Origin of the sequence: Tardiphaga sp. 20_F10_N6_6 (assembly GCF_052076045.1) — a bacterium.
GTDB lineage: Bacteria > Pseudomonadota > Alphaproteobacteria > Rhizobiales > Xanthobacteraceae > Tardiphaga > Tardiphaga robiniae.
On record NZ_CP197239.1, the window covers coordinates 2248625 to 2261304 of the forward strand.

The 12680-nt window shown below is 62.0% G+C and carries 12 protein-coding genes; 4 read left to right on the forward strand and 8 right to left on the reverse strand.

The window, feature by feature from the left end; translation table 11 throughout:
* Positions 1-3: 3 nt before the first annotated feature.
* The 5 genes from AB7813_RS11030 to fliL all read right to left on the reverse strand — a co-directional run bounded on the left by AB7813_RS11030 (position 4) and on the right by fliL (position 6693).
* The gene (locus AB7813_RS11030) at positions 4-3612 is read right to left on the reverse strand and encodes a tetratricopeptide repeat protein (protein WP_439083076.1); all 3609 of its coding nucleotides are present in this window, start codon (positions 3610-3612) and stop codon (positions 4-6) included.
* Positions 3613-3782: 170 nt separating this feature from the next.
* Positions 3783-4553, reverse strand: coding sequence for a MotE family protein (locus tag AB7813_RS11035; protein WP_439083074.1), 771 nt, complete (start codon positions 4551-4553; stop codon positions 3783-3785).
* Positions 4550-4987: a DUF6468 domain-containing protein gene (locus tag AB7813_RS11040; protein ID WP_089265176.1), complete on the reverse strand. Its 438-nt coding sequence runs from the start codon at positions 4985-4987 to the stop codon at positions 4550-4552. Before AB7813_RS11040 ends, AB7813_RS11035 begins: the two co-directional genes overlap by 4 nt.
* Positions 4984-6183: a flagellar motor switch protein FliM gene (gene fliM, locus AB7813_RS11045; RefSeq protein WP_374725713.1), complete on the reverse strand. Its 1200-nt coding sequence runs from the start codon at positions 6181-6183 to the stop codon at positions 4984-4986. The genes AB7813_RS11040 and fliM overlap by 4 nt, the downstream gene beginning before the upstream one ends.
* A gap of 18 nt (positions 6184-6201) precedes the next feature.
* A complete protein-coding gene (fliL, locus tag AB7813_RS11050) occupies positions 6202-6693 on the reverse strand; it encodes a flagellar basal body-associated protein FliL (RefSeq protein WP_175366556.1) in 492 nt (163 codons plus the stop codon).
* Positions 6694-7056: 363 nt separating this feature from the next.
* On the opposite strand from fliL, the gene flgF reads away from it, so the two are divergent.
* Genes flgF through flgH form a run of 4 tightly spaced genes read left to right on the forward strand, consistent with a single transcriptional unit; the run spans position 7057 to position 10540 of the window.
* Positions 7057-7821: a flagellar basal-body rod protein FlgF gene (gene flgF / locus AB7813_RS11055; protein WP_093756620.1), complete on the forward strand. Its 765-nt coding sequence runs from the start codon at positions 7057-7059 to the stop codon at positions 7819-7821.
* A gap of 12 nt (positions 7822-7833) precedes the next feature.
* Positions 7834-8622 carry a flagellar basal-body rod protein FlgG gene (flgG, locus tag AB7813_RS11060; protein WP_089265180.1) on the forward strand — a complete coding sequence of 263 codons (789 nt, stop codon included), beginning with the start codon at positions 7834-7836 and terminating at the stop codon, positions 8620-8622.
* Positions 8623-8633: 11 nt separating this feature from the next.
* Positions 8634-9782 (forward strand): flagellar basal body P-ring formation chaperone FlgA, encoded by a 1149-nt coding sequence (flgA, locus tag AB7813_RS11065; RefSeq protein ID WP_439064489.1) that lies wholly within the window; start codon positions 8634-8636, stop codon positions 9780-9782.
* A 5-nt stretch (positions 9783-9787) separates the two neighbouring features.
* Positions 9788-10540 (forward strand): flagellar basal body L-ring protein FlgH, encoded by a 753-nt coding sequence (flgH, locus tag AB7813_RS11070; protein WP_068736258.1) that lies wholly within the window; start codon positions 9788-9790, stop codon positions 10538-10540.
* A gap of 127 nt (positions 10541-10667) precedes the next feature.
* Here the strand turns inward: flgH and AB7813_RS11075 are convergent, their stop codons facing one another.
* The 3 genes from AB7813_RS11075 to dksA all read right to left on the reverse strand — a co-directional run bounded on the left by AB7813_RS11075 (position 10668) and on the right by dksA (position 12472).
* On the reverse strand, positions 10668-11456 hold the full coding sequence (locus AB7813_RS11075; protein WP_175366558.1) for a 2-keto-4-pentenoate hydratase: 789 nt from the start codon (positions 11454-11456) through the stop codon (positions 10668-10670).
* 139 nt (positions 11457-11595) lie between these two features.
* Positions 11596-11859, reverse strand: coding sequence for a hypothetical protein (locus AB7813_RS11080; RefSeq protein ID WP_120291376.1), 264 nt, complete (start codon positions 11857-11859; stop codon positions 11596-11598).
* A 202-nt stretch (positions 11860-12061) separates the two neighbouring features.
* Positions 12062-12472 (reverse strand): RNA polymerase-binding protein DksA, encoded by a 411-nt coding sequence (gene dksA / locus AB7813_RS11085; protein ID WP_068735634.1) that lies wholly within the window; start codon positions 12470-12472, stop codon positions 12062-12064.
* Positions 12473-12680 lie beyond the last annotated feature (208 nt).

The following is a 12680-nucleotide window of genomic DNA, read 5'->3' on the forward strand; positions in this document are numbered from 1 at the left end:
CCCCTACCGCGTCATCTCGATCTTGCGGACATTGACGACCGGCTGCGGCTTCAGCGAGCCGGTCGGCATCGGATCCGCACTGGCACCCGGCAGGATCGCCTTGGCGCTACTTTCGGGGAAGCGCGTCTTCATCTCGCGCAGGAAGCCGTCGAGCGTATCGACGGACGCGGCCATCTTGGCAATGGCGGCGAATTCCGAAGAGTTGGTCGAGGTCGGCTTGCTCGCGGTGTCGAAGGCGATCTTGTCGGCACCGACATTCATCAGCGGCGCATACTTTTCGCGGAAGCGCGCGAGACCGAGGGCGTCTTCCGCCAGCGCATAACCCACGACAGCACGGATGATGTCGCTCTTTTCGCTTGGCGTCAGCGGCGAGAAATCCCGCCAGCGGTCGCCATAATAGAGTTCGATCTGCTCGGAGGCCTCGCGCCAGCGCCGCGACGACCAGTAGATATCCGAGCGGAGCCGGATCGCTTCGCGCCCGGTGACATGAGAGATGATGTCGAGAGCCAGCTCACGGCGGCCGATGTCACTCTGCGCCCGCGCCTCGAGCAGCAGCCGCTGTTGACGCAGCTCGCCATTGAGATCGGCGATCCGCGTAGTGCGCAGCGCGGCGATGGCGCGGTCGGGCTTGCGGCTCATCAGATAGACCATCGCCAGACGCGCAGCGACCTGCGAGCGTGCAGCGCCTTCGAGACGGTGATCGACCTGATACTGCAGAAGCTCGGCGGCCTGATCGAGCAGATCGACGGCCACGAGACGATCTGCAAGACGGCGGATCATTTCGTCGCCGCGGCGGCCGATCGGGGTCAGCTCACGAAACTCGTAGAACATCGCCAGCGCATCGACCGGCGGCAGGCTGTCGCCCTTTGGCGACAGATAAATTTGCGAGAACAGCGCTTGCGCCTCGTCCTGCACCTGGCGCGCGGCTTCGCTGTTGGCCTGGCGCTCGGTGGCCGTGCGGGCGGCCAGCAGCGAGTCATTGTAGCGCCCGAGTTCGGCATACATGCGCGACAGGATCTGCAGCACCTGCACTTCCGTGCCGTCGCCGCGCCATGTCACCGCCAGAACTTCGAGATCATGCAACGCGTCCTCGCCGCTGATCTCGTTGCGCTTCTGGCGCAAATTGATTTCGCGCAGCTTGGCTTCCGCTGCAGACTGACGATCCACCGAACCGGTGACATCCTGATACTTCGACAGCGCGTCCTTCTCCCGGCCAAGCGCCTCATCGAGCCAGCCGCTGAGAAGCATGGCCGCGGGCTTGATCTCCGGCGAGATGCCGACCGTTTCGAGCTCACTGCCGCGCGACGACGCGCCGGCATAGTCCTTGACCTCGAGCGAGGCCCGCAGCGCGAGCATCAGGGCCGCACGCTGCAGATCGGCCGGCAGCGCGGCGAGCGTGAACTCGGCATTCTTGAAACGCTCGCGCGCCTCGACCCATTTTTCCTGCTTGGCGTAGGCGAGCGCCTTCCACAATTCACCATCGTAACCCGGCCCGAGCACCGGATTGGCGATATCCTTCAGGGTTTGTTCGGGACGCCCCATCATCGCGCTGGCCACCGCATGAACGATCAGCGCGACAGGGCTTTCCTCGCCGACTTTGGTGTCCGCGATCGCGAGATCGGCGACGCCCTTGGCCTCGTGGTACATGCCGCGTGCCATGTAGAATTTGGCCAGATCCATCCGCGCCTGCGGCAGCGAACTAGCTTCGGCTGATGACATCGCGTCGATCAATTCGTCGAAGCGCGCGTTGAACGGGCCTTCCTGATCCTTGCGCCACTGGCCGACATCGAAGATCGGCCGGGCGACCGTCGAGGCGCGCTGCGGCGCCGCATCGGCTGCCGACAGCGTCAGGCCGCCGGGCTTGGTGAGCATCACCTTGTCGATACTGGCTTCAACGGACACGTCGTCGGAGTTCACCTGAACCACCACGCCGTGAATCGATTCCAGCAACGAGAATTCAACGAAGTCCTGGCGACGGATGAAGCCGCGCGATGGTGGCAGCGCGGTGATGATATTGAGCGTATCGCCGGCATCCGGATCAACCAGGCGATGCTTGAGACCGGGCTTGGCCAATGGCACCTGCACGCTGGCGCGCGAGGGATCGGCAATGTTGCGCACGGCGGACAGCGGCTGCGACGGCGTCTGACGTGTATCGGCCAGCATCAGCGACCAGGCCTGTCCCGCGCCGGCAGGATCGTCGGTCGTGAGCGAAGCTAGTTGTGGGCGATTAAGGCGGATGCGGATCGCCTGCCCCTTCTCCAGCGGGATCGTGCTCACATCGGCAATGATCGATCCGCTATCGCGGCGGATCGGCGCGGTGTCGATGGGCCGCGTCGAATCTGCCACCAGCCACAGGATATCGCCGCGGCGAAACAAAGCGACCGGCGTTTGCGATGGAAAGGCAAAGGCTATGCGCACGCCGTCGCTGCTGCGCTTGACCTCAACCGGCATGCCCGCCGGTTCGGTCGACGCAGCAGCAACGGGTGCAGCAGCAGGGGCCGCCGCAACGACAGGCGCAGGCGGCGGTGTTTCTTTGGCAGGAGCTACGACAACAGGCTCGGCTGCCGGCGCAGGCTTGGGTGATTCAGCGACCTTGGCCGCCTCGGGCTTTGGCTCTTCCGGCTTCGCTGCCGCGACGGGCGCTGCCGGTGCAGCCGTCGCAACCTCGACCTTCTTCTCCGGAACGATCTCTTTTGCGATCGTCTCGGAGGTCGGCGGCACGATCTCGCCGGAGCGCTGTGCCGGAACGCTGGCGGGCTTCTCGACCTCGGGAGGCTTCACCGCAACCGGCGGTTTGTCGTCCTCAGGAGCAGCCGCCGGCAGCTTGGCCAGCGGCGACGGCTTTTCGTTCTGCTGGAAGCCGATGTCGACGACGTAGCTCTTGTCCTCGCGGAACGACTTCACATCGACGTCGCCGATCAAGCCGATCTCGACGGCGGTCCGGTTGCCGTCCATCGCCTGACCGATCGATGCGACATTGGCGGGTGCAGACAGTTTGGCATCGGCGAGATCGAACACCAGACCGGCGTTGAAGGTCAGCGTCAGCGTCTTCTCGTTCAGCACCGACGACACACCGACGCCGCCGGTCTCGAACACGAAGCGCACGAAGGTCGGCTGCACGGATGCGCGTACGCGGATCGGCGGCTTCTTCTGGCTTTCCGCGGCAGCGCGTTGCTGGCGCAAGGCGCGCTCTGCCGCGCGCGCGCGCTCCGACAATTCCTTGACCACATCCTGCGGCAAACCGGGCGGCATGCCCTTCCAGGTGTCGGGCAACAGATCGATGAAGATGCGCTCGCCCGCCGTCATCGAATTGACGGTCACCCTGCGTGACAACGCGAGACGGATCGCCGTGCCATCGGGATCGCGGCGTACGGAGCCTATATAGTCGGGGGCGGCGTCGCCGAGAATCTCGACAGGAATATCGACCGGCCGCTTGAAGCGAATGACGAGAATGGTGCCGGCCTGCGTCACCTCGGACTCCACGTCCTCGGCAAGCTTCAGCACGATGCGGCCATAGCCGCCCGACGTGCCCATGCTGGCGGTGCCCCTCACCGCTTGCGCAGATGCGGCATCCGGGAACGACAGCGCAAGACAGACAATACCCGCGAGCACCGCGCAACGTCGAACGGCCCGCGTCCATGCGCGAGCTTGCGTCCAACATGCAACGGCAGCCGTCCGTGCCATTCAGAAGTGTCTCTCAGCCCGATGCTCGAAGGACGACCAGTCGCCCGCCCTGTGTTGAATCTAGATTCCGCGCTCTAAGGATTTGTTAATTAATTTCTTTAATTCCGGCCCTGCTGGATCGGCCTGCCTTCGATCTTGGGCAGTTCGACCGCCGCGGCAGATCGTTCGCCGCCCGAGGCGCGACGCGCCAATTCCACGGTGAGGCGTTCAGCGGCCTCCGGCTGCATCAGACCGAGAATGTCGGACATCTTCCGAGGCGCGATCTGCGAGGCGATCTCGAACAGCACCGGCATTTCCAGCCGGTCGAAGATCTTCGCGGCGTCCTTCGGCTTCATGCTTTCATACATGGTGACGATACCCTTGAAGCGGGCGGCATCGACTTCGCTCTTCTGATCGTTCGCCGTCTTGATACCGGCTTCGACGCCCTTTAATTCGTCGACGCGGGTTTCTATGCGCTTCTCGGCGGCCTTCAGCAGGCTCTCGCGAATGTCGATCTCGCGTGCACGCGCTTCCAGCTCCTGACGGCGCGCTTGCAGCCGTTCGAGGATCGCGCGTTCAGCAGGCGAGATTTGAGGAGACAGTTCGACAGGCGGGTTGCTGGTCGGTTCGATCGCTGCAGGCGCTGCTACCGCGGGCTTCGGCTCTTCCTTCTTGGCTGACACCGAGCCGGTAATGTCGCCGTCCGCTAGCTTGCCGCCCGGGAAGTTGAACATCTCCTGCGCCCACGATCCTTTCGTAGGCTGCGGCTGCGGATCGTAGTTGAACACGTAGCCGCCATCGATCACCAGGCCGGCGATCTTGAGAATCGCCAGCCCGAAAACCGCCACCAAGACGACAGGAAGAATACGAACGTCCCGAAAAGCTTTCATGCAGCGATGCCGTCAGGCCTCCTCCGTTCGGCAAACGCCTGCGCTGCCGCGGCATTGGCCCGCGCTGCGGATACCCGCGGCGCATCAGGGTCGGTTTCGGTGAGCGGCCGTGCCGCCACCGCGATCTTCGACAGCCGGCGCACGACGGCATCGCTCTCGGCGAGCTGGGCTTTCAGTTGATCGGCCAGCGCCGTTGCCGCCGAAATCTGGCTGCCGAGATTCTCATTGACGTCACGCACGGTAAGCTTGAGTCCGCCGATCGCACGCTCGGCGATCTCGGTCACGGTGATGAGTTCGCCGATTGTGGCCTTCAACGATTGCTCATCCGCCTTGAGGCGCTTCAGGCGCTTATTGAGCAACATGCAATAGGCGATGGTCAGGATCAGAAGCACCGCAACCAGGCTCTCGATCACAATTCCTAATGAATGACTCATTGTGCCTCCATCAATTTAGTTTGCTCATCAGCCTTCTCAAACATGGCGAAGGTTGTGTTAGGCTTGCGTAATTGTTTCGTGACTCTAATGGCAACGCGGTCGCCGACACGCCCCATGCGACCTTCAGTCAAGGTCACGGCTCCGCAACGCACGGCAACAAGGGCATCCGCCCGCATTTCCAGCGGCAGCGTATCGCCCACTTTGAGAAGCATCAGCTGCTTCAACGGGATCTCCGCCTCATACAGCACGGCGTCGACGGCGATCTCGGCCTGAGCAATTTCAGTGGCGAGATGGCTTTCCCAGATCGGATCACGGCCGAATTTTTCGCCCATGAACATCTGCATGAGCACGGCACGGATCGGCTCGATCGTCGCATAGGGCAACAGCAATTCGATATTGCCGCCGCGGTCTTCCATATCGATGTGCAGACGCACCAGGATCGCGGCATTGGCTGGACGGCTGATGGCGGCGAAGCGCGGATTGGTCTCAAGCCGATCGATGTTGAAGCTCACCGGCGACAGCGGCCGGAACGCCTGTTCAGCGTCGGCCAGCACGACTTCGATCAGGCGCTTCACCAGATTGGTTTCGATGGTGGTGTAGGGACGGCCCTCGATGCGCAACGAAGCCTGACCGCGGCGGCCGCCGAGCAGCACGTCGATCATCGAATAGATCAGGCTGGAATCGACGGTAGCGAGGCCAAAATTCTCCCACTCCTCTGCCTTGAACACGCACAGCACGGCTGGCAGTGGAATCGAATTCATATAGTCGCCGAAACGCACCGAAGTGATGCGATCGAGCGAGACTTCGACGTTGTCGGAGGTGAAATTGCGCAGGCTCGTGGTCATCAACCGCACCAGACGGTCGAACACGATTTCGAGCATCGGCAGACGCTCATACGACACCATCGAGGAATCGATGATGGCACGAATGCCGGAATTCTCGTCGAGATGAACCTCGTTGACGCTGAAGCCGAGGAGGTTGTCGATTTCTTCCTGCGAGAGAACGCGCTCACCGCCGTTCTTACCGCCGCCGATATCGCGACCGCCATCCTCGACCATGGCGGCCCATTGCTCCGCCATGGTGCCGGTGAGTTCGTTTTCGGCAGCCGCTTTCGCCGCCTCAACGGGATCCTCTGAATCCAGAGACGCTTCCCATTCGGCGGCAATTGCGTCCTGATCGACCTGTTCGGTAGACATCAGCCTAAATCCAATTCCTCACTGAATGAGGATTTCCTTGAACAGTACAGCGTTCACGTGATGAGGAGAGATCGCGGCATTGACGCGCCGCGTCAGCTCTTCCTTCAGCCGGAACATGCCAACGGAGCCGTTCAGATCGGTGGTGCGCAGTTCGCGCAGGTAAACCTGGAACATGTCGGTGATACGCGGCATCGACGGCGTGATCTGCGCCACCAACGGCGCTTCCTTCACCTCGAGCACGATCTTGGCCTTGAGATATTGCACGCGCTCGCCGGGCTGACCGGCAAGGTTCACCAGAATCTCCGGCACATCGATGAAGGCGAGCGGCTTCGCAGCCGGCGCCGCCTCTTTCTTCTCTTCCTTGGGGTGCCCCTTCAGAAAGAACCAGCCGCCACCGCCCGCTGCAAGCACCAGCACGCCCACGACGATTGCGATCAGCTTGAATTTGCTCTTGGGAGCTGCCGCCTCGTCCCCGGTCGGGGTGCTTTCTGAAGTTTCCGTATCCGCCATCGCCTGCCCGTCCGGGGTTGGGATGAGCTCGATGCTGCAAAGCAGGCTTTAAAGACGCGATACAAATGCTGCCAGCGCCCAAGGCCCTGTGTGATCGTGACGCTAGGTCGCAATGGTTAACGGAATCTTTCTTTTGACGCTCAACTAGGAAAATTCTGCCGGCAAATATGGTCAACAAGACCTTTCTGCCGCCCGTTTTCGCGCCTCGAAAACTACCAACAAGTTGAAAAATATCAGCTTTTTGACTTGGCACGGGTTTCGCTACTCACCTTAGCGAACCGCGGCTTGGGAGAGCTGTGCGGTTTACGGGATCCGCGGCGAGCTTGGGAGAGCGATCCGCGCGAACTTAGGGGAGAACCACCGATGGAGAATATGCTTCTCGTCGGACTGTCGCGGCAGATGACGCTTCGGCGTCAGATGGACGTCGTGGCGAACAACATTGCGAATATCAACACGAGCGGCTTCAAGGCCGAGCGGACGATTTTCGAGGAATATCTGAGCCCGGCCGCCCGCGAAGACAACTTCGTCGGCCGCGACCGCCGCGTGTCCTTCGTCCAGGACCGCGCCACGATGCATGATTTCACCGGCGGCGCGACCGAGCAGACCAAGAATCCGCTGGATATTGCCATCGACGGCAACGCCTTCCTCGCGGTGCAGACCCCGAACGGTGAGCGCTACACCCGCGACGGCGGCATGCAGATCAATTCGCAGGGCCAGCTCGTGACAGCGTCGGGCGCACCGGTGCTCGGCGCCAATGGCCCGATCGTGTTCCAGCAGACCGACCACGACATCAACATCTCGCAAGACGGCACGGTCACGGTGCTCGAAGGCATCAACCGCATCGACTCCGTGCGCGGCAAGATCCGCATGGTCAATTTCGCGCAGCCCCAGCGGCTCGTGAAGGAAGGCTCCAACCTGTTCTCGGCCGGTCCCGGCGCCAATCCGCAGCCTTCCACCACGTCGAAGCTCAATCAGGGCTTCATCGAGAAGTCGAACGTCAGCTCGGTCGTCGAAATGACCCGGATGATCGACGTCACCCGCGCCTACACCGAGCTGTCCAACATGCTGCAGTCGCAAGGCGACGCGCGGCGCTCCGCCATCGAAAAACTTGCCGACGTTCCGGCTTAAGGAATCTGACCCATGCGCGCTCTTTACACTGCAGCGACCGGGATGGCGGCCCAGGAACTCAACGTCCAGGTCATCTCGAACAATATCGCCAACATGCGCACGACCGGCTTCAAGAAGCAGCGTGCCGCATTCCAGGACCTCATCTACGATCACGTTCGCCGCGTCGGTGCGCAAGCATCGGATCAGGGCACAGTCATTCCGGTCGGCGTCGATATCGGCGGCGGTGTGAAGACCGTCGGCACTCCGCGCATGATGACCCAGGGCACGCTGTCGGCGACCGGCGGCGATCTCGATATCGCGGTCCGCGGTGAAGGCTTCTTCAAGATCCAGCTCACCGATGGCACCTTCGCCTATACCCGCGATGGTACGTTTTCAACTGACCAGCAGGGCCGGATCGTCAACCCGCAGGGCAACCTGCTGCAGCCAACGATCTCGATTCCCCAGGCATCGTCGCAACTCTCGATCAATGCGCAGGGCCAGGTCTCGGTGATCGTACCGGGCTCGACGACCCCGACCGTTCTCGGCCAGATCAGCCTCACCCGCTTCATCAACAAGGCCGGTCTCAATTCGATCGGTGACAACCTGTTCACCGAAACACCGGCCTCCGGCCCACCGCAGGACGGCGTCGCCAATGCCGACGGCTTCGGCGACATGCAGCAGCGCAACCTCGAAATGGCCAATGTCGAAGTGGTCACCGAAATCTCGGACCTGATCGCCGCGCAGCGCGCCTATGAGATGAACGCCAAGGTCATCAGCGCTGCCGACCAGATGCTGCAATCCACCGCCGGCATGTTCCGCTGAGGAGAATGATCATGACATCAGCCATGCGTTCGCTTCTCCTCGCCACCGCCCTGCTCGCTGCAGCGGCCACTGCTGCGCTCGGCCAAGCGCAGCGCGACGAGGTCATCGCATCGCCAACGCTGCGCGCCAACGTCACGGTGTCCAGCGACGTGGTGCGGATTGGCGATGTCATCGACAATGCCGGCCCCACCGCGCAGATCGCAATCTATCGGGCGCCCGATCTCGGCACCGTCGGCACGCTGTCAACCGCGCAGGTCATCGCGGCGTTGCGGCAGCATCAGGTGATTGGCGTCGATACACGCGAGCTCAAGTCCATCACCGTAACGCGGCTGTCGCGCAGCATCGAGAGCAAGGATATCGAGAATCAGGTCGCGCAGGCGTTGGAGAACCGCCACGGCCTTGGTGCCGCCGCCAATCTGAGCCTGACCTTCGATCGCGAAGTCCAGGGCCTGCAGCTTGACGCCAGCAATACCGGCGCGCTGCAGCCTGTCGCGGTCCGTTTCGACGCGCGCAGCGGCCGTTTCGACGTCACCTTTGCGATCGGCAACGACTCCAACGTCTCTGCCACCAAGCTGCGCTTCACCGGCAGTGCCGTTGAGACCGTGGAAGCGGCGGTGCTGGTCCGCGGCGTCGAACGCAATGAAGTGCTGAAATCTTCCGATGTTGTCGTCGAGCGTCGCCCGAAAGCCGAAGTCGGCAACGATGGCGTAACGCGCGACCGCGCCGTGGGCATGCAGAGCCGCCGCCAATTGCGCGCCGGTCAGGCAATCCGCAATGCCGACCTCGCCAAGCCTGACCTCGTCACCCGCGATCAGGCGGTGACGCTGATCTACGAAACCGCCGGGCTCTACCTCACGCTCCGCGGCAAGGCCATCGAAGGCGGCACCGAAGGCGACGTGGTCAATGTGATCAACCTGCAGTCCAAGCGCACCGTCTCCGGCGTCGTGGTCGGTCGCGGCCAGGTCGCCGTTTCCGCTCCGTCGCCGCGTCTCCCCGCGCAAGTAGAAGCTCCCGCGCCAACTATTGCCCCAACCCGCGAGTCTCTCCCGTCCGAAAAAATCTCCCAGGCCAGACCTCCCCTGGCCGACTCTCCCGCTGCCAACTCTCCCGTCGCGCTTGCTGCCAACGACCACGTGCCTGTTTCTCGAAAAGCTGAGTAAAGTTGATGTTCCAGTTCCATCGTCCCTTCGCCACCGGCGCTGCGCTTCTGACGGTCGGCCTTGCTGCCAGCGGCTGTTCATCGATCGACCGTCTCGCGTCCATCGGCGAGAAACCGGCGCTCACGGCGATCGAAAACCCGACGACACAGCCCGGCTACAAGCCGGTGCAGATGCCAATGCCAAAGCCGGAGGTCGCATCCTACAACGCCAACTCGCTATGGCGCAGCGGATCACGCGCGTTCTTCAAGGATCAGCGCGCGCGTCAGATCGGTGACATTCTCACGGTCACCGTGAATTTCACCGACAAGGCCAATATCGCCAACGAGACCCAGCGCAGCCGCACCAATACGGAGAACTCGGGGATCACCGACTTTGCGGGCAGCAAGCTGCTGACAGGTTCGGCCGCCTCGGTCTTGCCCGGCCGTCTGCTGACGGCTGATGGATCGTCGTCGAGCGACGGCAAGGGATCGGTCGCACGGCAGGAAGCGTTGCAAACCAGCGTCGCCGCTGTCGTCACCCAATTGCTGCCGAACGGCAATCTCGTGGTCGAGGGCAAGCAGGAAATCCGCGTCAACTACGAGATCCGCGAACTGATCGTCGCCGGCATCGTGCGCCCGGAAGACATTCAGAGCGACAACACCATCGACAGCGCCAAGATCGCCCAGGCCCGCATCGCCTATGGCGGTCGCGGTCAGATTTCGGACGTCCAGCAGCCGCGCTACGGCCAGCAAGTGATGGACGTGCTGCTGCCCTTCTAACGTTACGAGCTCCCACATCTCATCGTGCTCCCACGCGATGAGGTGTTCACGCGCGGCCTTCCGTCAGCTCCCCTGGCGGAAGGCCGTCGTCGTTCTGGACAGACTCGAAACGCGGCGCAATCATTCGTCAGCTCTTGAAATCCACCTCGACGCTGCCCAGTCCGAGCAATTCCATTCGGACGTGATCTCCGGCACTGAGCCACGCCGTTTGCACTAGGCTGCCCGTCAGTACGAAGTCTCCGGCGCGCAATATCTTGTCTCGGGCCGCGAGATGGTTGGCAAGCCAAGCCAGTGCATGATGTGGATGACCAAGAACATCGGCGCCATTGCCGCGCCCCACTTCCGTGCCGTTAACGACGGCACGTCCAATCACCGACAGAAGATCAGGCGCCTTGCCACGAGTAACAGGCGCACCCAGAACACATCCTGCCGCAAAGAAATCATCTGCGATCAGTGTCGGCGCATCCATACTGCGCCAGTCCGCATAACGATCATCGACGATCTCGATAGCCGGATGGTAGGCATCGATCGCTGTTGCGACGTCATCAGCTGTGAACGGCTCGCCCGACGGCATCAGATCGCTCGCGAGCTGGACCGCAATTTCACACTCCACGCCGACATGTACATAATCGTTGTAGCGCAGCGACGTTCCGGCGGCATGAACACCGCTCATATAGAGTCCGCCGGCGCAAGGATGCGAAATACCGAGATATTGCTGCATCACCGCGCTTGTGCAGCCGATCTTGTAACCGACCTGCAAGCCGAAATCGGGCGACAGCAAATTGTGAAGCGCGTCCTGTACGCGATAGCCATCGGCCTCGTCATGCGGGACCGCGTCTGGCGGCAATACGGCGAGCGGCGTGCGGTTATGGCGGACGTAAGCCAGGATTTCGGCGATCGCGAGATACTTTTCCATCGGCGGTCCCTTCGCTCGTCACACGGCTCATGCCGACATATGACTAACGGGTAGCGACCACCATCCTGCTTGGCAACGGTGCGCAGCGTTGCTAGCGCGAACCGACGCTCGCGCCACTGCAACTCCTCGATTCTGGAGTTCAGCCGAAGACCCTGGTCAGGTCTTCATGAAGTCGCCTCATCCCGGCGGGTCCGGTGAATATCTCCTTCACCTCGGCAAGAGCCTCTGTGGTCAGGACGTCTTCAGAACGCCGGCCCTGCGCAGCAGTCGCAAGGATGCGCGAGGCGATCGCGGCCTGATTGCAGGAGGTGCGGTGCTGCTCCGGCACCCTTGCGACGACCTTTTGAAGAACATTCCGCATCAGCGCGATCGTATCGGGATCATAAGAGGCAGGCGCAGCCATTGTTCATCCTCCCGTTTTTTTCTGGAGCAAGCCTACGTCCTATCGGCGAATGATGACGTTCATATTCCCGTGTTTAAGAATGTCGCCGTGCTGCAGTGCAGTCATCGCAGATCACTGCATCGCACAGCATGCGTGATTGCCTTCCGGAACTCCGAAATGAAAAACGGCCGCCCGATGGGGCGGCCGTTTGGCATCTGAAAGACTATTCGTCGCGATAGACCTTTTCGCGCTTCTCGTGGCGCTCCTGAGCTTCCACGGAGAGTGTTGCGATCGGGCGGGCTTCTAGCCGCTTGAGCGAGATCGGCTCGCCGGTCTCCTCGCAATAGCCGTAGGTATTATCCTCGATGCGCAGCAGCGCGGCGTCGATCTTGGAGATCAGCTTGCGCTGCCGGTCGCGCGCCCGCAGTTCGATGGCGCGGTCGGTTTCCGACGATGCACGGTCGGCGAGGTCGGGGTGATTGACGTTCTCCTCCTGCAAAGCCTGCAGGGTGAGTTTCGATTCACGGAGGATTTCTTCCTTCCAGGCCAGCAATTTCGCGCGGAAATAGTCGCGCTGCCGGTCGTTCATGAAAGGCTCTTTTTCGGAGGGGCGATAGCTTTTCAACTTGTCCAAGGCCAATCCATCTATGCGTGCAAGGCGCCGGAAATGACCGGCCGCGCCGCAGCTTATATAGCGACGTCATGTGACAGACAATAACGTCAGGATACCTCCAGAACCGCCGTCCACCGCCCGGTTTCATGGTCGGAACCGTGCTGCTGCAGCGCACCACAACCCCGGCGCGGTCCATTGGTCCAAGAGACATCCGAGCAGCCATACGGCT